The following is a 21,210-nucleotide window of genomic DNA, read 5'->3' on the forward strand; positions in this document are numbered from 1 at the left end:
CGGTGGGCGATACTGGGATCGAACCAGTGACCTCTTCGGTGTGAACGAAGCGCTCTCCCGCTGAGCTAATCGCCCGGGAACGCACTGAACAATACAGGTCCGGGCGCCCTTCGTTCAAACCGCGTCCAGGCGGCGCAGCAGTCCGCGCCGCCCGGCCCGCATCATCAGGCGGTGATTGAGGCGGAAGAGGGGCCGTCCGGGCAGGGCGAGCCGCCTGAACAGGGGCCGGGCCACGCGGACGTCCTGTTCGTAGTGGGCGAGGGTGCCGGGGCCGTCGGCGGTGATCGTCCAGCGGGCCCAGCCCTGGAGGTCTCCGGAGAGGGCGGCTTCCAGGACGCCGGCGGCCGGGTCGCGGCGGGTCTGCCGCAGGGTGGCGGTGAGGGCGAGGGGCAGCGCGGAGCGGATGACGATGAGGCCGGTGTGCTCGGCCAGGCGGGTCGCCGACCGTACCTGGGGCCACCACCGGGGGTAGTCGTCGGCGCGCTCCAGCACCGCGTAGACGGCGGCCGGCGTGGCGGGCAGGGGCCATGTGCTGTGGAAGCGGTAGTGGTGGGGGTCCATGGGGCGAGTGTGCCGGGGCGGGCGCGTGAATCTGAGTACGCGTACTCATGTGCCCCGCCGCGGGCCGGGTCACACTGGGTGGGCGAGCGCCGCCGCCCGTGCTGCGGCGCTCCCCCAGTCGCCTCCCGGCTAGGCGGGCATCCTGTCGCCGAGCAGGGCGAGGTTCTCGATGGCGGCGAGGCCGTAGAGGGCGGTGTCGTTGGTGGACACCCAGGCCGCTTCGGCGCCCTCCACCAAGGTGGCCGGTCCGGTCAGCTTCTCGGTCTTCCAGGGGGAGGACTCGGTGTAGCCGTCGGAGGCGTAGAACTTGGCCCAGGCGCGCTCGGCGAGGGCCGCGTCGCCGGTCTGTACGGCGGCGTAGGCGTCGAGGCGCGAGTGGCCCTGGAAGAGCAGCAGGCTGCCGAAGTGGGTGCCGTAGCGGGCGGCCTGTTCGGCCTTGGTGGCGTTGAAGTAGCGGCAGTAGTCCAGGTACGCCTCCTTGAACTTCGGCATGTCGACGAGGTGGATGAGTTCGGCGCACAGTTCGTTGAGTCCGAAGACGGCCGAGAGGTGGGAGACGGAGACGGCCGGCTTGTCGGCGACGGCGAACTCGCCGGTGTCGAGGTCGTACAGCCCGCTGCCCTGGACGAAGCCGTTGGGCTGGGCGGCGATGCCCGCCATCGTGGACAGCACGCGCGCCTTGGCCTTCTCCCACTTGGGGCCCTTGCGTTCCCACTCGGTGAGCCAGGCCGACACCAGGCCGCTCCAGTCGGTGCCGAAGCCGATGGACAGGGCGTGCCGGTCGGGGGTATAGGGGTCGGTGCGCACCTTGCGCTGGGGGTCGAGGACGAGGAAGGTCTCGTCGGAGTCGACGTTGGCGTGCATGAGGTCGCCGACGCGTTCGTCGGCGGTGAGGAAGTAGTAGAAGCGCCGGTAGGTGGTGTTGGCGATGCGCTGCTGTTTGGCGCTGTCGGCGAAGTGCTGGACGCCGTGCCGGGTGCCGAGGCCCGCCCAGGTGCCGAGGTGGTAGACGTCGACCTCGCCGGTGTGCCGGGTCATGGCCTCGGCGAAGCGGAAGATGTCGGAGCGGCCGCTTCTGAGGTAGGCGTACCAGAGCCACAGGTCGGGTGAGAGCTCGGAGTTGTCCCAGGCGTAGCCGCCGATGTCGTAGCGCCATACGTGCCGGGCGGAGTCGTAGGTGTGCATGATGTCGCCGTAGTCCCAGAAGCCGTACCAGCGGCGCGTCTCCACCTGGTCCTTGTAGTAGGTGAAGAGGAAGTCGAGGTGGTCCTCGATCCTGGCCTTGGCGGGGGTGGAGCGGTCGGGCTCGGAGTACAGGCCGGGGCCGAAGACCTTGGCCTTGATGAGCTGCCTGGGCGGTGCGGCGAGCTGCGGCAGGACGCGTACGGCCTCGGCCTGCCGGGCGAGGGTGGCGGCGGTGGGGGTGGAGTCGTTGGCCCAGAAGAGGAGTTCGGAGGTACGGGCGATGCCGTAGGGGGTGCCGAAGCCGGGCTCGTGATCCTCGTAGGTGATGTTGAGGCCTTCGAGCTGTTCGGCGTAGGTGTCCTGGCCCATGCCGTCGTGGTAGAAGCGCAGGTCCATGGGCTGGGCCTCGGGTGACCAGAGCCAGAGGGTGACGGTGGCCTGGTCGGTGTGGGCGTCGCGGATGTCGAGCTGGGCGGGGAACTTCTCCCAGAAGTCGCGCAGGCCGAAGGAGAGGCCGCCGCTCGCGCCGCCGACGTAGCCGAAGCCGGAGGCGCGCCGGCCGCCGCCGACGGTGATCCAGCCGTGGCCCTTCTTGGTGCGCTTGCGGACGGTGAAGCCGTCGGCGGAGAGCTGGGCGAGGGTGTAGTCGCCCCAGTGCGGGATGTACCGCAGTCGGGTGGTGACCCGCTGGTCCCAGGTGGCGGGGTCGGGCAGCTTCTTCCCCTCGTACTGGGCGGCCTGGACGGCGGCACCGGGGTCGCGGCGCAGTCCGGTGATGCCCTGGACGGCCTCGCGCAGCAGTCCGGTGCCCTCGCCGCCGATGCGGATGTGCCGGTCGTAGGCCGCGTCGCGCATCGGCACGGTGAAGCGGACGCCGAGGCCGCGGATGAAGTCGCCGCTCGCCTTGCCGGGCTCCTGCTTCCCGTCGTAGGTGATGGTGTGCACCATGCGGAAGGAGTCGGAGCCGGCGTAGAAGTACAGGCGGATGGTGAACGGCAGCCATTCCCGGTCGCCCTTGCGGTGCTTGCCGTCGACGCGGACGACGGCCCGGACCGGTCCGTCCTGTTCGACGGTGACGGCGGTGACGGCGCCGTCGAAGCGTTCGGTCCTGACCGTGCCCTGGTCCTCGTCCTCGATCTCGGGCTGGCGGAGGAGGACGAGCCGGCCGTTCCGGGCGATCTCGGTGGAGCCGCGGGTGACGGACTTGATGAGGGTGGAGCCGTTCTTGCCGATCTTCGCGGTGATGACGCCGGTGGAGACGTCGATGGTGCCGCCGCCGCTGTCGACGGTGACCTTCCGCGCGGGCTCGGCGGGGGTGCCCGTGGTGAGCGTGAGCTTGCCGGTACCGGTGGCGACGGCGTGGGCGGTCCATTTCAGGGAGCCGTCGGGCCAGTAGGCGAGCGGCCAGGTCTGCACGGGGACGTGCCCGCCGTCGGCGTCGGTGACCGCGAAGGACTGGTCCGGCTGGTGGGCGCCCATCGGCCAGGGCACGCCGACGGTGGTCCCGGGCGCGGCGCCGAGGCCGCCGTCCTCCAGCCAGTCCAGGGTCACCGGGTCGGCGCCGTCGGCGGCGGCAGCGGGCGCGGCCTCGGCGTCCCGGGCACCGAGGGCCCAGCTGAACTGGGCGGCCGCTCCGGCGACGGCGGCGGCCTTGAGGAGGGACCTGCGGGGGATGGGGGACATGACCTTTCCTTTCATGAGGCGGTGCGGTCAGGGGCATGACAGGTGCGGTACGGGGCTCGGGGCGCGGGTCCCGAGAAGGGGCGGGGGTCCGACGGCGCCCGGCTCCCGGGGCCGGGCGTTCAGCGGCGCCCCGGTCCGGGAGCCACCTGTTCAGCGGCACCTGGATCCAGGAAGCGCCCGTTGTTCAGCGGCGCCCGGCTCCGGGGACCGCCCGTTCAGCGGCCCGGCTCCCGCAGACCGCCCGTTCGGCGAAGCCGGGGTCCGGGGCCGCGGGTCCCAGGGCGTCGGTCCTCGGCAGCCGCGGGTTCCAGGGGGCGTCGGTCTTCGGAGGACGCGGGTCCCGGCGGCTCCGGAATCCGCGGCTTTGCCGTCGCCTGGTGGTGCCGCGCTCCGCGGGCCGCCGCTTCCAGCCCGTCCGGTGCCGGACGGGGCACCGTCGGTCTTGGCGGTGGCCGGGCTCGGCGGGACCGGGATCAGCGGCGGCGGTGACGTTCCTCGACGGCGACGGCCGCCGCGGCCACGGCTCCCAGCACGGGCACCGCCAGCGGGGCGATGAGCAGGGCGGAACAGCAGGTCAGGGCGGCTCCGGCGACCAGCAGTAAGGAGCCCGCGGGGTCCCGTACGGTACGCCGCCCGGCGTCGGCGAGCAGGGCCCGCCAGCGCTCCCCCGGCGCCCACACCGCCGCCGCCCGCAGCCCGGCCACCGCGATCCCGAGCAGCGCGAGCAGCCCCACGGCCCCGACCAGGGGCCCGCCGGGCAGCCCGGCGCGTACGGCCCGGACGTCCAGCCAGGCGACCGCCGCGGCGACCCAGCCGACGGCGCCGACGGCCCATCCCCCGCGCAGCGCGCGGCGGAAGTCGGCGGTAAACTCCCGCCATCCGCCGCCCTGGTGGGCGGTACGCCGGCGCAGGTGCCGGGCGCCGGCGGCGAACGCGGCCGGGTAGGTGACCACGCCGAGGCAGGCCACCGCGATCCACACCCCGGTCAGCAGGGACTCGGCGAAGAGGCCGTACCGCTCCGCGAAACCGGACTCCCGGCGCGGCCGCACCCGAGCTTGGGACATGGTTCAGCCCTTCAGTCCGGAGGTCGCCATGCCGTCGATCAGATAGCGCTGGAAGGCGAGGAAGAACAGCAGCACCGGCAGCAGCGCGACCAGCGACATGGCGATCATGCCGCCGTAGTTGGCGGCCACGCCGTCGGAGTCGCGGAACATCATCAGGCCCAGGGAGACGGTGTACTTGCCGGGCTCGTTGAGGTAGATCAGCGGGCCCATGAAGTCGTTCCAGGCGTTGATGAAGGTGAAGATCGCGCTGGTGATGAGCGCGGGCCGGCACAGCGGCAGCACGATCGACCAGTAGGTGCGCAGGTGCCCGCAGCCGTCGAGGCGGGCGGCCTCGTCCAGTTCCCGGGGCAGGTTCCGCATGAACTGCACCATGAGGAAGACGAAGAAGGCCTCGGTGGCGAGGTACTTGCCGATCAGCAGCGGGACGTAGGTGTTGACCAGCTCCAGCTTCTGGAACATCACGTACTGCGGGATCAGCAGCACGTGGTACGGCAGCAGGAGCGTGCCGATCATGAGGGAGAACAGCAGGTTGCGGCCGGCGAACTTGATGCGCGCGAAGGCGTAGGCGGTCAGCGAGCAGGAGACCAGGACGCCGACGACCGCGCCGCCCGCGTAGAGCAGGGAGTTCTGGAAGAACGTCCAGATCCTGACGTCCGCTATGCCGTCGGCGAGGCCCTTGAAATTGGACAGGATGGGGCGGGACGGGAACAGCGTGAGGCTGTTGATGATGTCCTTGCTGGGCTTGAACGAGGCGCCGATCACCCAGACGACCGGATAGAGGATGACGGCCAGGATCAGCAGGGCACCGAGGTGCCAGGCGAGGGAGCCGGCCCGCCGGCGGCCGGGGCCCGGGGTCCGGGTGCCGGCCGCGCGCACCGGGGCCTTGGTCATGGTGGCGCTCATCGGGCGTCCTCCTCGTAGTGCACCCACTTCTTCTGGGACCAGAAGAGGACGGCCGTCACCAGGGCCACGGCGAGCAGCAGCATCCAGGCCATGGCGGAGGCGAAGCCCATCTGGGCGTTCTTGAAGCCCTGCTGGTAGAGGTAGCAGGTGTAGACGAGCGTGGCGTCGGCCGGTCCGCAGGCGGTGTTGGAGACGACGTAGGCCGAGCCGAAGATCTGGAACGAGTGGATGGTCTCCAGCAGCACGTTGAAGAACAGCACCGGGGAGATCATCGGCAGGGTGATGTTCCAGAACCTGCGCAAGGCTCCGGCGCCGTCCATCTCGGCCGCCTCGTACAGTTCCCTGGGCACCTGCTTGAGCCCGGCCAGGAAGATGACCATGGGCGCCCCGAACTGCCAGACGGTCAGCGCGACCAGGGAGTACATCACCCAGTCCGCGTTGCCGACCCAGCCGCCGACGTGGAAGCCGAGGAAGGTCTGCGTCCGGTCCACGACGGCGCCGTCGGAGAACAGCGACCGCCAGACGAAGCCGACCGAGACGCTCGCGCCGATGAGCGAGGGGGCGTAGAAGGCGGCCCGGTAGAAGGCCTGGCCGCGGCGGCTCTGCGCGAGGAGCAGAGCGACGCCGAGGGCGAGCAGCAGCTTGAGCGGGGTGCCGATGACGACGTACTTGGCCGTCACCTCCACCGACTTCTGCCAGCGCGGGTCGTCGAACATCTTGGTGAAGTTGTCGAGACCGACCCACTTGGGGCTGGTGAAGAGGTTGTAGTCGGTGAACGCGAAGTAGAGGGAGGCGATCATCGGGCCCGCGGTCAGCAGCAGGAACCCGGCGATCCACGGGGACATGAACAGATAGCCGGCGAGATTCTCCCGCCGCCGGCCCGGCCGCCCCGTCCTCGCGGTGGCGGCCCGGCGCGCGCCGCGGGTCGCGGGCACGGAGTCCTTGACGAGCGTCACGGCGTTTCCCATCAGGCCTGGAAGGCGGCTTCGGCCTCGGTGAAGAACTGCTTCACCGCGTCGGAGACCTTGGACTTGCCCTGTCCGAGGTCTCCGCCGATGCGCAGGAAGGCGGCCTCGATGGTGTCGGCACCGGAAGGGTGCGGGGTGATCGTGCCGAGGACGCCGGCCTTGGCGGTGTCCTCCTCGTACTGCGCGATCTCCTTGTTGACCGCGTCGGCCGGCTTGTACGCCGCGAACTGCTCGGTGCTGGTGAGGATGCCGCGGTCGTAACCCATGATCTCGCCGACCCGGGGGTCGTGGACCATGAAGTCGATGAACTGCGCGACCTCCTTGGGGTGCGAGGTGCGGGCGGAGGCGCTGAGCATCAGGGAGGCGAGGTACTGGCCGGTGTGCTTGCCGTCCGTGGTGGGGATGGGCGCGAGGCCGTACTCGCTGTCGCCCTCGGCCGAGTAGCGGACGGTGAAGTTGTCCCAGGTGAACTCCGAGGCGCCGTGGCCGGCGGAGAGGGAGGACTTGGGCTTGTCCTGCTGGACGACCTTGGGGTCGGTGACGACGCCGGCCTTGACCCGGCCCAGGCCGTCCGTCCACCACTCCGTCAGATCGGCCTGGTCGAAGCCCAGTCCGTCGTCGGTGAAGAACGCCTTGCCGTTCTGGCGCAGGTAGAGGTCGTACAGGTACATGATGGTGAAGTAGCCGGTGTCCCCGGGGACCCGCGTCTTGTCGCGGATGGTCTTCAGGGCCTTGAAGTACTCGTCCCAGGTCCAGCCCGGCCGGGGTTCGACGCCCGCCTTCCGGAAGACCTTCTTGTCGATGACGAGTGACATGGTGTTGGAGCCGACCGGAACTCCGAGCTGCTTGCCGTCGACCTCGCCGACCTTCGTGACGCCCGCGCGGAAATGACCCAGGCTCAGATTCCCGGCCTCCACCTGAGGCTTGAGATCCAGGAGAATTCCGCGCTTGTCGTACTTCCTGAGGAAAGTGACGGCGTTTTGGAAAACATCCGGGGGGTTTCCGCCGGCGGCCTGGGTCTGGAACTTCTCCCAGAACGAGTCATACGTCTGGAAATCGGTTTTGACCTTGATCTTGGGGTATTTCCGCTCGAAGAGGGCGATGGACTGGTTGATCTTCTTGGCCCGCTCCTCGGCACCCCACCAGGAGTAACGGATCGTCACCGTGCCGTCTCCGGAGCCGCTTCCGCCGCCGCAGCCGGTGGTCGCGGCGAGCCCGAGCGTGGCCGCCGACGCCCCGGCCGCCTTCAGGATCGTACGCCTGTCAAGATTCCTGGTTCCCACAGTCGGGCCTCCCCGCAGCATCTCCGCGACGCGCATGAATCGTTTCAAGTAAGCGCTTGCTGGCACAAGGTACGAAGGGGCCCGGGGTGCGTCAATGACCCGGACAGGATTTTCTTGCGGGCGCCCGGACCGGCCGACCGGCCCGGCACCCGACCCCACCGCCGGAAACCGACCGGCCCGTCGGCCGTTCCCACTGGTGAGGGAAGCGTGGCCGACGGGCCGAACGAGCCGGACGGGGCATCAGGCGGGCAGGGACGCCAGCCAGTCGAGCAGGATGCGGTTCGTCTCCTCCGGACGCTCCTGCTGGACGAAGTGCCCGCAACCGTCCAGGATGTGCGAACCGAGAAGGCCGGGCAGCGTCTCGGGGTACGCCTTGACGGCGTCGGCCAGCCAGGCGAGGGAGGCGTCCCGTTCACCCCCGATGAACAGCGAGGGCCGCGTGATCGGCCGCCCCGCCCAACCGGCCAGGTCCGCCCAGTCCCGGTCCATGTTCCGGTACCGGTTCAGCGCCCCGGTCATCCCCGTCCGCTCGAACTCGCCGGCGAGGACGTCGAGGTCCCCCTCCCCCAGCCAGGACGGCAGCACACCTACGGGGAAACGCTCGCGCAGTGTCCCGCCGGCCCCGGTGAAGTGCGGGTCGGGGGCGCCGGGGGCGGGCATGGTGTCGGCGGACAGTGCCGCGTAGAAGCCCGCGAGCCAGCCGCGCACATCGGGCTCGATCTCGGCTTCGGCCCGGCCCGGCCGCTGGAAGTAGGAGACGTAGAACTCCTGGGGGCGGGAGTGCGCGCCGGGCTCTTCGCTCGCGCCGGCTCCGCCCATGCGGGCGAAGACCTCGCTGGGGCGGGGGCCGCCGGGCGGGGTGTACGGCACGCCGAGCAGCCCCACGGCCCGGAACACGTCCGGCCTGGTCAGGGTGGACATGGCGGCGATCGTCGCGCCCCAGTCGTGCCCGACGACCACGGCGGAACGCTCGCCCAGACCCTCCACCACGGCGACGTTGTCCGCGACCAGGTCGAGCATCCGGTACGCCTCCACGGCCTCCGGCTTGGAGGAACGGCCGTACCCGCGCACGTCGATCGCCACCGCGCGGTAACCGGCCGAGGCGAGCGCCGCCAGCTGGTGCCGCCAGGCGTACCAGGACTCCGGGAAGCCGTGCAGGAGCAGCACCAGGGGCCCGCTGCCCTGCTCGACCAGGTGGACACGACCGGCCGGGGAAGGGAGGAGACGGTGGGTTGGAGCGGAGGCGGGTGCGGCGGACGAGGGGCCGGTGGGGGCGGAGCGGCCGGCCGCGACGGAGGCGGCGGGGGTGGAGCCGGCGGTGGGTGGCACGGGATCTCCTGGGGTTGTGGGAGTTGGGGTGGCCAGTGGGTCTGGGTGCGGTCCTGGGGTTTCTTCGGGTGCCCTCGGTGGGTCCTGGGCAGGGGCAGCGGGCAGGGGTGTGGCGCGGTGCCGGGGCGGGCGGTCGGACCCGCCGGGAGCGGGTCGGGTGGGTCGGCACCTGAAGACCGGCTGGTGCCGGGCGCGACCCGCGAAAGGGCCGGCCGGAACGGACCCGGGGGGCTGGACGCGTGGGTTACGGGCAGACGGGTGCCGGAGACGGTGGGTGACTCTTGCCCGGGGTCCTGAACACGATCATCCGGCGGGTGGCCGGGCCGGGACGAGGGTTGTTGCCGGTTCGGCAAAACGCGTCCGCTCGGCGGCGGAGTGGAGGCCGACCACGGCCGACGGCCCCCGACTACGCCCGCGCGTCCGAACCGGTCACCGTCCGTGAACCGACGCCCGGCCGCACGCCCAGCGCAGGGGGCGTCCCGAGCCTCCCTGTACGTCCGCGTGCCACAGGGCGTACGTCGGTACGCCACAGCCGCAAGGGTCGCTACCGCCTTCGGCGGGCCAAGCCGGGCCGCGCGCGGGGCGGGGGGCTTCGCAGGCCCAAGGGGTCGGAGGGCACGGGTCCAAGGGACGGGACACGGAGGGGGGAGCCTGCGGAGGTGCAGGACGCCTGATGCCGCCAGGGGACGGGGGCGGAGCGGGAATGCCCAGGAGCCCCGGCCAGGCAGCCTCAGGGGGCTCCGAGTCCGCAAGGGCCCGGCCAGGCAACCTCATGGGCCTTGAGCCCGCCCGAGGCCCGCAGAGACCGGCGGCCCTGTCGGCGAACCGCCCGCCCGCACCCGACCGCAAGCCGTGCCCTCCCCCGCCTGTCCTGGACCGTGCCGATGGGGCTCCGCCGTGCGCCCGCGCCGGTGCGGATACGCCGACGGCCCATCCGCACTGTCGCAGATGGGCCGTCGGTCCGGGTGGGCGATACTGGGTTCGAACCAGTGACCTCTTCGGTGTGAACGAAGCGCTCTCCCACTGAGCTAATCGCCCGGGCGCAGGAAGAACATTACCCCATGTCAGGGGGTGCTTCCGACCAGGGGCCGGGCGGCGGACGCCTCCGGCCCCCGAGGCCGCGTCACTGGTCCTTGATCTTCCAGGGCATGACGAGGCCGAACTTCCAGAGGTAGATCCCGGCGAGCACGCCGATGATCACCAGTCCGATCACGGTGAGGGCGATGTTGCGGCGGCGCACCTTGGGATCGAGGGCCCGCTGGGCCGCCTCGGTGACCTTGCGTTTGGTCCAGCGGAGCACGAGCTGGGCCCAGACGAACTCGGTCGCCCAGATCGCCATGCCGCCGAAGATCACGACCCAGCCGGGCCCGGGCAGCGGCAGCATGATGATGCCCGCGACGACCACCGCGAAGCCGACCACGAAGACCCCGACCTGCCAGCTCAGATGCAGGAGCCGGCGGGATTTGATGAATTCCGGCGCCCGCGAGCCCAGCCCGCTCCCGGCTTCCTCGGCGGTTTCCTGCCGGTCCGTCTTGGCCTTGTTGGATGCCACGGCGACCTCGCCCGGTTCGTCACTCCCCGTATTCATATAGACAAACCCTACCCGAGTGAAACCAGTCACCGGGATGGTCGTAGATCCGGTACGAGTTCTCGGCCGGAAGAGTTACGTAAACACACCCAAAACCCTCAGAGGGGTTTACAACGGCACCGTAGGTGGCATGTCGATTTCGCCGACGTGCGAATCCCCGAGCGCACACTGAGCGAAAGGCCCTGGCGCTTATGAACACCACGGTCAGCTGCGAGCTGCACCTGCGCCTCGTTGTGTCGAGCGAGTCCTCCCTGCCTGTCCCCGCAGGCCTGCGGTACGACACGGCCGACCCCTACGCCGTGCACGCCACCTTCCACACCGGAGCCGAGGAGACCGTCGAGTGGGTGTTCGCCCGCGACCTCCTCGCCGAGGGCCTGCACCGGCCCACCGGCACCGGCGACGTCCGCGTCTGGCCATCCCGCAGCCATGGTCAGGGCGTCGTGTGCATCGCCCTCAGCTCCCCGGAGGGAGAGGCGCTGCTGGAGGCCCCCGCGCGGGCCCTGGAGTCCTTCCTGAAGCGAACCGACGCCGCCGTGCCGCCCGGCACGGAGCACCGGCACTTCGACCTGGATCAGGAGCTCTCGCACATCCTGGCGGAGAGCTAGGCCGCGGCCCCTGAGAGCAGCCCGGCGCCGTCCACTCGGGGAGACGGCTCGGGCCAGGACAACCGCATACGGCAACGGACCGACGCCGCCCTCGTGAGCGTTCACGGGCGGCGTCGGTCTGCTGTCGTCGACTGCGGTCCGCGAGCGGACGAACGCCGTGCGTGCGCGATGCCCGCGTGGGAGCGCGGCAGGCGTGCGGCCGGCCGTCGTGCGCGTGCGGCCGGCCCGGCGCCGTGGGCCGCGCGGCCGGGCCGGTGCGGCGGGAACCCCGTGCGGGGCGGGGGCGTTCTCACGGCAATCGGGGTCGGGGAAGGACGGGTGCGGTCGGCGCGGGAGTCGCTACCATCGGCCAGCATCGGCGGGCGCCCGCCCGACCCCCAGGCCAGGGAGCGAAACGTGCTGATCACCCACGACACCCGGTGCGCCCTCGACACCGTGGTGGATCTGGTGAACTCCGCGCCCGAGGACGATGCGGCGGCGGACGGTCTGCCCGACGTCCAGGCACTCACGGATTTCGTACGAAGCCACAAAATCAGCGACATCGGCGTGCTGTCGGAGCTGGATCTCTCCGCGGTGCGCAGGCTCCGGGGGCGCTTCGCGGCGATCTTCGCGGCCCCGGACGCCCGGTCGGCGGCCTTGATGATCAACGAGCTGGTCGCCGCCGCCGGCACCACTCCCCGGCTGACCGACCACGACGGTTACGACTGGCACATGCACTACTTCGCGCCGGGCGCCTCCGTGGCCGATCATCTCGCCGCCGACTGCGGGATGGCGCTGGCCTTCTTCGTGGTGGCCGGCGAACAGGAGCGGCTGCGGCGCTGCGAGGCACCGGACTGCCGGCGCGCCTTCGTGGACCTCTCCCGCAACCGCTCGCGCCGCTACTGCGACAGCCGTACCTGTGGGAACCGGCTGCATGTCGCCGCCTACCGGGCCCGGCGCAAGGAGGCGGCGGGCTGAGCGGGGCGGACGGGGCCGGCCGGCCCTGTGCTGCTGCCCGGACGGTGCCCCCCGATGCGACGTCGGTCCCGGCGGGTGGCGCCGGGACGGACGTGTACGGCTCACAGCAACAGCAGATCGTGCAGCGCAGCCATGAGCAGCAGACACCCGATCACCGCCAGGAAGATCATCAGCGGTGGCTGGGAAAGGGCGAAGAGGCACCCGCGAGGCTCGTCCTTGGGCGGCGCGGCCTCGCTCTGAGTAGTGTCCAGCATCTCGCCGCAGATCATGGCGCAACCGGTGCCCGGTCGCGATCAGCGCTCGGAGATCTTGCGGGAGTTCGCCGAATACCGTGAGGTCTCGTCCGGCTCGTGAACGATTCCGGCCGCCCGGGGACTCACTGTGTCCCTTCGGCCAGTCATGTGACTGTCATATGCCGTGCTTCTTGAGGATGGCCTCGATGTCGCTGAAGTCCTCCGACGCGTCGCCGGACCGGGGGGCGGGCCGAGGAGTGGCTGGGCGTGCCGAGGGACCGGCCGTCGTCCTGCCGAGGGGCGGCGCCGTGGCCGCGGGGGCCACCGCCTCCCGCTCCGCCCGTCTCGCCGCCTTGCGCCCGGCGCCGGCCGTTCCGCGCCGGCGCTCCACGGCCCGGGTGCCGGTGAACAGGAGCCAGGCCGCGCCGAGCACTCCGAAGCCGGCCCAGGCGGTGGGGCTCAGCGCGGTGTCGGCGAGCCAGCCGACGACCCCGGTCAGCACCAGGCCGACCGGGACCAGCGAATAGGCCGCGATGCGGGCCGCCGCCAGGAAGCGTCTGCGGTAGGCCGTGACCACCGCGATACCCAGGCCCGCCGCGGAAACGGCGGAGCAGACTGTCTCGGCGATCATCCGGTCCTCCTGGCGGGTTCGTCCGTCGCTTCCATCGTGCACCGCCGGCTCCCCAGGAGGCCATGGTCCAGCCGGACATCAGGGACATCTCCGGGTTCTCTCCTACTGGAGTCCCGGCACGTCCCGGCTGGAGTTCCGGCACGCGGCCCGCCCGCGCGCCGAGGTCCGGTTGGGCCGCCCGGGCCCGGCCTGGAAGACTGGTGGCCATGAGCGACTCCTCCCCCGCCCGCACCGAAGCCCTCGTCCTCGACGTCTGGTGCGAGCTGCAGTGCCCCGACTGCCGTACGGCCCTGGACGACGTACGCGCCCTGCGTGCCCGCTACGGCGACCGGCTGGAGCTGCGGCTGCGGCACTTCCCGCTGGAGAAGCACAAGCACTCCTTCGCCGCCGCGCAGGCCGCCGAGGAGGCGCTGGAGCAGGGCAAGGGCTGGCCGTACGCGGAGGCCGTGCTGGAGCGGGTGGCGGAGCTGGACCGTCAGGGGGAACCCTTCCTGGTCGAGGTGGCGCGGGAACTCGGGCTGGACGCGGAGGAATTCGACACCGCGCTGATCGACGGCCGGCACATCCTGGCCGTGGACGCCGACCACGCCGAGGGCAAGGCCATCGGCGTGACCGGCACGCCGACGTACGTCATCGGGGGCGAGCGGCTCGACGGCGGCAAGAGCCAGGCGGGCCTGCGCGAACGCATCGAGCAGATCGCGGACCGGCTGCTGGCCGGCCGCAGCCCGGAACAGGGCTGAGCACCGCCGGGACGGAACCCCGCGGTACCGGCCGGGCCACCGGACCGGCCTGAGTACCGCACCGGGTGCGACCGGGCCCGGGAGCGACCGTGGGCGTCTACAACAGGGGCTTGCTCAAGAAGTACGTCACCGTTTCGTAGCCGAGTGACGTGTACAGGGCCTCGGCCGGAGTGTTGCCCGCGAAGACGTTGAGGCCCAGGACCGGGCGGCCGGAGCCGGTCGCCTGGTGTTCCGCCAGGAGCATGAGCGTACGGCCGTGTCCCCGGCCCCGGTGGGCCGGATACGTCCGCACGTCGAACACGTACGCCTTGCCCTCCTGGAGTGCCACCCACAGGGTGCCCACCGGGCTGCCCTCGTGCTCCAGCACGCTGAAGAGCATGCCGTCGGTCGCCAGGCCGTGCGGCAGCAGCCGTGCGTGGTCGTCCCGGGACTTGGCGCGGGCGGCGGTCTCCGGGATGCCGCGCTCGGCCCATGTACGCGCGAACCGCTCGCGCTCCGCCTCCAGCCAGTCGTCGAACTCCTCGCCCGTCATGGGTCGCGCCCGGCTGCCCGCGGGCAGGGCGGGCGGGGTGCCGTCCAGGCGTTTGTCCATGCGGCGGTTGCGCACCGTGTAACCGAGGGTGCGGAACAGGCCGAGGGCGGCGTCCGCCGCGACGGGCACCGCGGCCTCCAACTGCGCGCAGCCCCAGCCGCGGGCCACCTCCTCCGCGGCCAGCGCCGCCACCGTGCCCCGCCCGCGCCGCCGGTCGGGCTCGGCGATCCGCAGATCGATGACGCGGGCCACGGAGCCGCCGAGGGACGGCGAGGTGCCTAGGTGGATCTCGCCGACGGGTCGGCTGTTCACGCACACCGCGTAGCGCCGTGAGCGGGTCCCGTCGGGGTTCTGCCGGAGCGGCTCGGCCGGCCGCAGGGTCGTCGTCATCACAGAGGTTCTACCCGTGCCGGCCGGCCGAGTCAGCAGGTTTTCGCCCCCGCCCACCGGTCCCTCGCTCCCCGGTCCCGGCGGGCCGCGGCTCGCCGTCGTCGGTCCGGTCGCCGGCTCAGGGGTCCAGGTCCCTCCCGGACCGCTCGTCGAAGACGCGCATCGCCTCGGCGGTCACCGGGCCCCGGGCGCCGGGCAGTTCACGGCCGTCGACGCGGTGCAGTGCCTGTACGTCCCGCAGGGACGAGGTGAGGAAGACCTCGTCGGCGCGTTCGAGGACGTCCAGCGGCAGGTCGGTCTCCCGGGCGCCCGTCCACTCGATGACCAGGGCGCGGGTGATGCCGGGCAGACAGCCGGAGGCGACCGGCGGGGTGTGGATCTCGCCGTCCAGGACGACGAAGACGTTCGTCGCGGTGCCCTCGCAGAGCAGTCCGGCCGTGTTGCCGAACAGCGCCTCGGAGGCGCCGAGTTGGCGGGCCCGGTCGAGGGCGACGAGGTTCTCGGCGTACGACGTGCTCTTCACGCCGGCGAGGGCGCCGCGCTCGTTGCGGGTCCACGGGACGGTGACCGCCGCGGTGGAGTCGGGGCGGCGGGTGGTCGCGGCGACGGCGACCACCAGGGTCGGGCCGTGCTCGCCGCGGCCGGGGCCGAGCGGGCCGTGACCGCCGGTGCAGGTGATCCGCAGCCGGCCCAGCGGCACCGGGTTGGCCTCCAGTACGGCCGTGCAGGCGCGGCGGATCTCGTCGTGGTCGGGGTCGGGCAGGCCGAGGACGCGGGCCGAGCGGGTCAGCCGGTCGAGGTGCCGGGTGAGCGCGAAGGGCCGGCCGTGGACCGTCTTCACGGTCTCGAAGACGCCGTCGCCGACGGTCAGGCCGCGGTCGAGGACGGAGACTCGGGCGGTTTCCGCCTCGCGCAGGCCGCCGTCCAGCCAGATCCTCATCCGAGGGCCTCCTCGGTCTCCTCGTACGCGCCCGACGCCACCGCGAGCAGCCGGGCCGCCTTCAGCTCGGTCTCCCGCCACTCCCCTTCCGGGTCGGACCCCCAGGTGATGCCGGCGCCCGCGCCGAAGCGCAGGGTGCCGTCGCAGCGGTCGATCCAGAAGGTGCGTATGCCCACGGCCAGCTCGGCGGTGCCCCGGTCGGCGTCCACCCAGCCGATGCCGCCGCAGTAGGGGCCGCGCGGTGCCGTCTCCAGCGCCTCGATGATCCGCAGGGCGCTCGGCTTGGGGGCGCCGGTGACCGAGCCGGGCGGGAAGGCCGCTGCCAGCAGCTCGGGCCAGCCGGCGTCCGGGCGCAGCTCGCCGCGCACGGTGGAGACGAGGTGGACGAGCCCGGGGTGCTTCTCGACCGCGCACAGGTCGGGGACGGTCACGCTGCCGGTCTCGCAGACCCGCCCGATGTCGTTGCGGACCAGGTCCACGATCATCACGTTCTCGGCGTAGTCCTTCTCCAGGAGGTCCGCCTCGGTCCGTCCGGTGCCCTTGATCGGGCCCGACTCGACGGTCCGGCCGTCCCGGCGCAGGAACAGCTCGGGAGAGGCGGTGGCGATCTCCACGCCGTGCTCCGGCAGGCGGATCGTTCCGGCGTACGGCGCCGGGTTGCCGCGGGCCAGTACGGCGGTCAGGGCGTCCACGTCGGCGCCGGGGGCGACGGGCGCGCTGAGCACGCGGCAGAGGTTGGCCTGGTAGACCTCGCCGGCCGCGATGTGCTCGCGGATGCGGTGGACGGCCGCCGTGTACGCGGCGCGGTCCAGGGAGGACGTCCACTGCCCCGGCTCCGGGCCCCGCCACCGGCCGGGGCGCGGCGCGGGCACCGGCTCCTCGCGTACGTCCGCGAAGCGGGCGCAGGTCAGCCGGCCTTCGTAGTCCGCGCAGACGGCCCAGAAGCCGGTGGAGTCCAGGGCGGCCGGGTCGCTGGTGACGTCGAGCAGACCCGTGGCGACACGGTCGCCGAAACGGGCCAGCGGAGGGAGTCCGCAGGGGTCGTGGAGCACGTGGTCGAGTCTAGGTCGGGTGTCCGCCGGGTGACCTCGGGATGTCCCGCGGGGGGCGCTGACCACGGGGTACGCGGGGCGCACCGCAGCACGCTGCGCAAACGCGTTTTTGTGCTGGCCCAGGAATCCGCTAGAGTTCAACACGTCGCCGGGACGCGGAAGCGGACCGAAACGACAAGCGGACGTAGCTCAGTTGGTAGAGCGCAACCTTGCCAAGGTTGAGGTCGCGAGTTCGAGCCTCGTCGTCCGCTCGAAGGAAGAAGGGGTCATCCCGATCCCCTACACTCCTGGTGGAGTGGCCGAGAGGCGAGGCAACGGCCTGCAAAGCCGTCTACACGGGTTCAAATCCCGTCTCCACCTCCAAGGACGATTAGCTCAGCGGGAGAGCGCTTCCCTGACACGGAAGAGGTCACTGGTTCAATCCCAGTATCGTCCACTGGATCTTCGGATCCCGGATCTTCTCGAAGGTCCCCCGCGCGATTAGCTCAGCGGGAGAGCGCTTCCCTGACACGGAAGAGGTCACTGGTTCAATCCCAGTATCGCGCACTGCCTGTGACCCCCGGGTCACGGTCCGCGGACGATTAGCTCAGCGGGAGAGCGCTTCCCTGACACGGAAGAGGTCACTGGTTCAATCCCAGTATCGTCCACACAGCAAGGAGCCCCCGGCCGTCTCGTACGGCCGGGGGCTCCTTCGTGCGCTCAGCTGGAGAACAGCATGTGGCCGAAGCTCTTGTGGCGGTGGTGGCCGTAGTGACCGTGGTCGCCGTGGTGGCCGCCGTGCGGGGCGCCCCAGGCGGGCGCGGGCGGGGCCGCCGGGGGGTAGGCCTGCGGGGCGGGCGGCGGGGGCGGGGCCGGCTGGGACCACTGGGCCTCCAGGCGGGTCAGCGCCTCCAGCTCGCCGTAGTCGAGGAAGATGCCGCGGCAGCCGCTGCACTGCTCGATCTGGACGCCGTTGCGGTTGTAGGTGTGCATCGGCGCATGGCACTTCGGACACTGCATGCTCGGCTCAACTCCTCGCCGGTCGGTACTGCTTCGTGCTTCCCCGGGGACAGACTCCGTCCGGCCCCCGGGCGGTTGCAGCCTAGCCCGGGGTTCCGGGGGTCCGACCGGGAGGGTGCGCGGGGGCGGACGGCATGCGCGCGCAGGCGTCGGCCAGGGCCTGCTCCACCTCGTCCAGCGGGCGGCCGGCGGCGAGCGCCTTGCCGATCGACAGGGCGGCCGTCTGCACGGTGAGCGCGCGGGCCGGGACGTCCAGGGCGGGCCAGGGGTCTCCGTCCGCGGGCACCGCCGGGCCGCCGGCCCGCCGGTAGGCGGTCAGGAAGCGGGTCCACTCGCCGGGCGGGAGGAGTCCGCAGGCGTACCAGGCGGCGGGGCGGGCCAGGTCCCAGGCGGGGACGCCCGGGCCGAGGTCGTCCACGTCTATGAGCCGCCACGGGCCGTCCGGCGCGGGGTGCCGGACGAGCTGGCCGAGATGCAGGTCGCCGTGGCAGAGGGCCGCCGGGCCGGGCATCGGGGCCTCGGCCCTGGCCCAGGCGGGCAGGGCGGCCCCGGCGGCCAGCACCGGGCCGGCGGCGGGACGGGCGGGGCCGTCGGGCGTGGCGCGCAGGGCCGCGCGGAGCCGGCCGAGGGCGCGGGCGGCCTTGGCGGGGCCGCGCATCGGGGGGAGGCCGGCGGGGACGGGGGTGCGGTGCAGCCGGGCCAGGAGGGTGGCCACGGCTTCCCAGGGGGCCGCCTCGGGGTCGTCCCGGTCCACGGGGACGCCGTACGGCCAGAGGGTGACCAGGCGGCCGTGCGGGTCGCGCAGTGCGGCCGGGGCGGGGGTGAGGGGTGGCAGCAGCACGTCCGGGAGGCGGGTGGCCGTGGCGACGCGGAGGGTCAGGGCGGCGGGGTCGCTGTCCGGGGCGTGGGCCTTGGCCACGGCGCCGGCGTGGCGGACGACGGTGGCGTCGGGGCGGACGGCGAGGGCGGCGGTGGCGCACGGGCAGGGGGCCGGGGTGCCGTGGGCCGCCGCCCTGGCCCGGGCGGTCAGGGCGGATATGAGGGGGTCGGCGGGCGTGTCTGTGCTGGTGGCTGTGTCTGCGGTCACCGTTGCCTCGGGGAAGGGGTGGCTGTCCGGCCGAGGGTACTGGGGCCGGTCGCGGGGACGGCCGCTCCCCCGCGCGGCCAAGAAGGGCCCGGGGGAAAGCGCGCCCCCTACGGGACGCCGTGGCGGGAAACGGCTGATGCCGGCGCAGCTCCCCAGCTGCGCCGGCATTCTGCCGTCCGCCGTACCCCCGTCCCCACGGGGTTTCATGGATCGATGTCCCCGCCCGGACCGCTCTTCCGGGCCTGGGGTCGCCGCTCAGCGCCCCAGCATCGCACCCACGGACGACGCTTGTGTGGCCACCGTCTCCCAGCCGTCGAAGACGAGCAGGAGCAGGGCCGCGAGAGGAAGGGCCATGAGCGTCGCCACCAACGGGTGGCGGCGGCCCGTGCGGCGGGAGGCGAACGCCGGGCGTCGCGGTGCCGTGTGGGCCATGGTCCTTCTCCTTACTGTTCGGTTGTCGGCTGCGAGCGGCGGATGTCCGGCCTCGGGGGACGAGTACCGCACCCGCCGCTTGTCGTCCTCAAATCTAGGCGGGCCGCCCGGGGCTGACGTCATGCCCTCGTACCGATTGCCGGGCCTCCGGGAGGATGAGCCCCCAGCCTTCGAGTACTCCCCTGGGTGGAGACGCGGGCCCGGGTCTCGGGGACTTCCCGGAGGGGTCGTCCGCTCTGTCCGGTCATTTCGGAAGCGTCCCGCTCACCGGGTGGAGTGACTTCGATCACTCGGACCGGTACCGGAAGGGGTCCCGGAGGTCGGTCCCGGTCCGGGGCCCGGCCCCGCCCGCGGGCGGCCGGCGGTCGGCGGCAGGGCGGGGCGCCGCCCGGGGTGCCCCGGCTCCGCGCGAGCTCAACCTCCCGGAGCGGCAGGCGGGTTGGGGGTCAAGGTGGCGTGAAGTCGCTCTGCGGTCCGGACTGCTGACCGCGTTTCACCTTCCCCTGACGGCCCGCGCAATCCGTCCCGCCGAGAGGGCGCGGCCTATGCGCGTGGGCGGCCGTGGAAACGTAAGCTGGGCCACGTCACAGGGACCGGGCAGCGGGGATGAACATGGCGATGATGCGCCTGAGGCGCGAGGACCCGCGCGTCGTCGGCTCGTTCAGGCTTCACCGACGGCTCGGCGCGGGCGGAATGGGCGTGGTGTATCTCGGCTCCGACAAGAAGGGGCAGCGGGTCGCGCTGAAGGTGATCCGGCCGGATCTGGCGGAGGACCAGGAGTTCCGGTCGCGGTTCGCGCGCGAGGTGTCCGCGGCCCGGCGGATCCGCGGCGGCTGCACGGCCCGGCTGGTCGCCGCCGATCTGGAGGCCGAGCGGCCCTGGTTCGCCACCCAGTACGTGCCCGGCCCCTCCCTGCACGACAAGGTCGCCGAGGAGGGGGCGCTCGGCGCGGCGGACACGGCGGCGATCGGCGCGGCCCTGTCCGAGGGGCTGGTCGCCGTGCACGAGGCCGGTGTCGTCCACCGGGACCTGAAGCCCTCCAACATCCTGTTGTCCCCCAAGGGGCCGCGGATCATCGACTTCGGCATCGCCTGGGCCACCGGCGCCTCCACGCTCACCCATGTGGGCACCGCGGTCGGCTCCCCCGGCTTCCTCGCCCCCGAGCAGGTGCGCGGCGCGGCCGTCACCCCGGCCACCGACGTCTTCTCGCTCGGCGCCACGCTGGCGTACGCCTCGACCGGTGACTCGCCCTTCGGGCACGGCAGTTCCGAGGTGATGCTGTACCGGGTGGTGCACGAGGAGCCGCAGCTGGCCGGCGTGCCGGACGCGCTGGCCCCGCTGATCCGGGCGTGTCTGGCGAAGGACCCCGAGGAGCGGCCCAGCACGCTCCAGCTGTCGCTGCGGCTGAAGGAGATCGCGGCCCGGGAGGCGCAGGGGCTGAACGACGTACGGCCGCCGCACCCGCGGGCCGCCGAGGCCGACCGGCCCACCGGGCGGCTCGCCGACACCTACCCCGAGCCGCAGCGCGCCCAGCGGCGGGGCTCCTCCGGCACGCCGCCGCGCCCGGGCGTCCCGGCCCGGGGCGGGATGCCGTCCCGGGGAGGCGTCTCCGCGCGCGGCGACGTGCCGTCCCGTGAGGGCGTGCCCTCGCGTGGTGCCGGCGGTGGGCGCGGCGGGGCCGCGTCCGTCCGGCCGGGTGCGGTACGGCCCACCCCGGCGCCGCGCGGCGGCGGTCCGCGCTCCGGCGGCGGACGTCCGGGTCCGCGCGGCGGCTCCGGGCGGCGCCCGACGGGGACCGGTCTGCGGCCCGCCAATCCGCGGCTGCTGCGGCAGCGGCTGTTCGTGTTCGTGGTGGTGACGCTGCTGGTGGCGCTCGGCATCGCGGTGGCCCAGGGCTGCCAGGGTCCGGCGCGCGGGCTGGGCGGCGACGGCGGGGTCCAGCGGGAGCGGCACGCCCAGCCGGGCGCCGCGGCACACCAGAGCGTTACGGGGCCGTCGGGTGACGGCGGGTTCACCTGGGAGCGGTCGGCGTAGACGCGGGGCCACGG

General features: G+C 72.7%; 20 protein-coding genes and 7 tRNA genes. 9 read left to right on the forward strand and 18 right to left on the reverse strand.

Features of this window, described 5'->3' with window-relative positions:
• Positions 1-3: 3 nt before the first annotated feature.
• The 10 genes from Srubr_RS05120 to Srubr_RS05165 all read right to left on the reverse strand — a co-directional run bounded on the left by Srubr_RS05120 (position 4) and on the right by Srubr_RS05165 (position 10,564).
• Positions 4-75: transfer RNA gene (locus Srubr_RS05120), tRNA-Val, on the reverse strand.
• Between the two features lie 39 nt (positions 76-114).
• Positions 115-561 (reverse strand): SRPBCC family protein, encoded by a 447-nt coding sequence (locus Srubr_RS05125; protein WP_189996261.1) that lies wholly within the window; start codon positions 559-561, stop codon positions 115-117.
• A 129-nt stretch (positions 562-690) separates the two neighbouring features.
• Positions 691-3,429: an exo-rhamnogalacturonan lyase family protein gene (locus Srubr_RS05130; RefSeq protein WP_189996260.1), complete on the reverse strand. Its 2,739-nt coding sequence runs from the start codon at positions 3,427-3,429 to the stop codon at positions 691-693.
• Positions 3,430-3,902: 473 nt separating this feature from the next.
• Positions 3,903-4,493: a hypothetical protein gene (locus tag Srubr_RS05135; protein WP_189996259.1), complete on the reverse strand. Its 591-nt coding sequence runs from the start codon at positions 4,491-4,493 to the stop codon at positions 3,903-3,905.
• A 3-nt stretch (positions 4,494-4,496) separates the two neighbouring features.
• Positions 4,497-5,396, reverse strand: coding sequence for a carbohydrate ABC transporter permease (locus tag Srubr_RS05140; protein WP_189996258.1), 900 nt, complete (start codon positions 5,394-5,396; stop codon positions 4,497-4,499).
• Entirely contained in the window at positions 5,393-6,352 is a 960-nt protein-coding gene (locus Srubr_RS05145; RefSeq protein ID WP_189996257.1) for a carbohydrate ABC transporter permease, read from the reverse strand. Before Srubr_RS05145 ends, Srubr_RS05140 begins: the two co-directional genes overlap by 4 nt.
• Before the next feature lie 11 nt (positions 6,353-6,363).
• Positions 6,364-7,647 carry an ABC transporter substrate-binding protein gene (locus tag Srubr_RS05150; RefSeq protein WP_189996256.1) on the reverse strand — a complete coding sequence of 428 codons (1,284 nt, stop codon included), beginning with the start codon at positions 7,645-7,647 and terminating at the stop codon, positions 6,364-6,366.
• 240 nt (positions 7,648-7,887) lie between these two features.
• Positions 7,888-8,976, reverse strand: a complete 1,089-nt coding sequence (locus Srubr_RS05155) for an alpha/beta fold hydrolase (RefSeq protein ID WP_189996255.1) — start codon at positions 8,974-8,976, stop codon at positions 7,888-7,890.
• Positions 8,977-9,942: 966 nt separating this feature from the next.
• Positions 9,943-10,014 (reverse strand) — tRNA-Val (locus tag Srubr_RS05160).
• Positions 10,015-10,099: 85 nt separating this feature from the next.
• Positions 10,100-10,564: a TIGR02611 family protein gene (locus Srubr_RS05165; RefSeq protein ID WP_189996254.1), complete on the reverse strand. Its 465-nt coding sequence runs from the start codon at positions 10,562-10,564 to the stop codon at positions 10,100-10,102.
• Positions 10,565-10,755: 191 nt separating this feature from the next.
• On the opposite strand from Srubr_RS05165, the gene Srubr_RS05170 reads away from it, so the two are divergent.
• Together Srubr_RS05170 and Srubr_RS05175 are read left to right on the forward strand one after the other, a co-directional pair.
• A complete protein-coding gene (locus Srubr_RS05170; protein ID WP_004002642.1) occupies positions 10,756-11,169 on the forward strand; it encodes an SsgA family sporulation/cell division regulator in 414 nt (137 codons plus the stop codon).
• A 396-nt stretch (positions 11,170-11,565) separates the two neighbouring features.
• A complete protein-coding gene (locus tag Srubr_RS05175; protein WP_189996253.1) occupies positions 11,566-12,126 on the forward strand; it encodes a CGNR zinc finger domain-containing protein in 561 nt (186 codons plus the stop codon).
• A 101-nt stretch (positions 12,127-12,227) separates the two neighbouring features.
• Here Srubr_RS05175 and Srubr_RS05180 read toward each other — a convergent pair whose 3' ends face one another.
• Together Srubr_RS05180 and Srubr_RS05185 are read right to left on the reverse strand one after the other, a co-directional pair.
• The gene (locus Srubr_RS05180; RefSeq protein ID WP_167345734.1) at positions 12,228-12,380 is read right to left on the reverse strand and encodes a hypothetical protein; all 153 of its coding nucleotides are present in this window, start codon (positions 12,378-12,380) and stop codon (positions 12,228-12,230) included.
• Positions 12,381-12,534: 154 nt separating this feature from the next.
• On the reverse strand, positions 12,535-12,990 hold the full coding sequence (locus Srubr_RS05185) for a type 2 periplasmic-binding domain-containing protein (protein WP_189996252.1): 456 nt from the start codon (positions 12,988-12,990) through the stop codon (positions 12,535-12,537).
• 206 nt (positions 12,991-13,196) lie between these two features.
• Between Srubr_RS05185 and Srubr_RS05190 the strand changes: the two genes are divergently transcribed.
• On the forward strand, positions 13,197-13,730 hold the full coding sequence (locus tag Srubr_RS05190; RefSeq protein WP_189996251.1) for a DsbA family protein: 534 nt from the start codon (positions 13,197-13,199) through the stop codon (positions 13,728-13,730).
• Positions 13,731-13,827: 97 nt separating this feature from the next.
• Here Srubr_RS05190 and Srubr_RS05195 read toward each other — a convergent pair whose 3' ends face one another.
• The 3 genes from Srubr_RS05195 to Srubr_RS05205 form a co-directional block, all read right to left on the reverse strand.
• A complete protein-coding gene (locus Srubr_RS05195; protein WP_189996250.1) occupies positions 13,828-14,652 on the reverse strand; it encodes a GNAT family N-acetyltransferase in 825 nt (274 codons plus the stop codon).
• Positions 14,653-14,770: 118 nt separating this feature from the next.
• Positions 14,771-15,592, reverse strand: a complete 822-nt coding sequence (locus Srubr_RS05200; protein WP_189996249.1) for an aminotransferase class IV — start codon at positions 15,590-15,592, stop codon at positions 14,771-14,773.
• Positions 15,589-16,644, reverse strand: coding sequence for a chorismate-binding protein (locus Srubr_RS05205; protein ID WP_189996248.1), 1,056 nt, complete (start codon positions 16,642-16,644; stop codon positions 15,589-15,591). The genes Srubr_RS05200 and Srubr_RS05205 overlap by 4 nt, the downstream gene beginning before the upstream one ends.
• Before the next feature lie 178 nt (positions 16,645-16,822).
• Between Srubr_RS05205 and Srubr_RS05210 the strand changes: the two genes are divergently transcribed.
• From Srubr_RS05210 to Srubr_RS05230, 5 genes are all read left to right on the forward strand, one after another.
• Positions 16,823-16,895 (forward strand) — tRNA-Gly (locus Srubr_RS05210).
• Between the two features lie 38 nt (positions 16,896-16,933).
• A tRNA-Cys gene (locus tag Srubr_RS05215) sits at positions 16,934-17,007 on the forward strand.
• 1 nt (position 17,008) lies between these two features.
• A tRNA-Val gene (locus Srubr_RS05220) sits at positions 17,009-17,080 on the forward strand.
• Between the two features lie 38 nt (positions 17,081-17,118).
• A tRNA-Val gene (locus tag Srubr_RS05225) sits at positions 17,119-17,190 on the forward strand.
• A gap of 29 nt (positions 17,191-17,219) precedes the next feature.
• Positions 17,220-17,291 (forward strand) — tRNA-Val (locus Srubr_RS05230).
• Positions 17,292-17,343: 52 nt separating this feature from the next.
• Here Srubr_RS05230 and Srubr_RS05235 read toward each other — a convergent pair.
• The 3 genes from Srubr_RS05235 to Srubr_RS05245 form a co-directional block, all read right to left on the reverse strand.
• Positions 17,344-17,643: a TFIIB-type zinc ribbon-containing protein gene (locus tag Srubr_RS05235; protein ID WP_078637490.1), complete on the reverse strand. Its 300-nt coding sequence runs from the start codon at positions 17,641-17,643 to the stop codon at positions 17,344-17,346.
• A gap of 82 nt (positions 17,644-17,725) precedes the next feature.
• A complete protein-coding gene (locus Srubr_RS05240) occupies positions 17,726-18,730 on the reverse strand; it encodes an aminoglycoside phosphotransferase family protein (RefSeq protein ID WP_189996247.1) in 1,005 nt (334 codons plus the stop codon).
• A 255-nt stretch (positions 18,731-18,985) separates the two neighbouring features.
• The gene (locus tag Srubr_RS05245; protein WP_030613749.1) at positions 18,986-19,162 is read right to left on the reverse strand and encodes a hypothetical protein; all 177 of its coding nucleotides are present in this window, start codon (positions 19,160-19,162) and stop codon (positions 18,986-18,988) included.
• 606 nt (positions 19,163-19,768) lie between these two features.
• Between Srubr_RS05245 and Srubr_RS05250 the strand changes: the two genes are divergently transcribed.
• Positions 19,769-21,196, forward strand: coding sequence for a serine/threonine-protein kinase (locus tag Srubr_RS05250; protein ID WP_189996246.1), 1,428 nt, complete (start codon positions 19,769-19,771; stop codon positions 21,194-21,196).
• Positions 21,197-21,210: the final 14 nt, after the last annotated feature.

The organism is Streptomyces rubradiris, assembly GCF_016860525.1.
In the GTDB taxonomy this organism is placed as follows: domain Bacteria; phylum Actinomycetota; class Actinomycetes; order Streptomycetales; family Streptomycetaceae; genus Streptomyces; species Streptomyces rubradiris.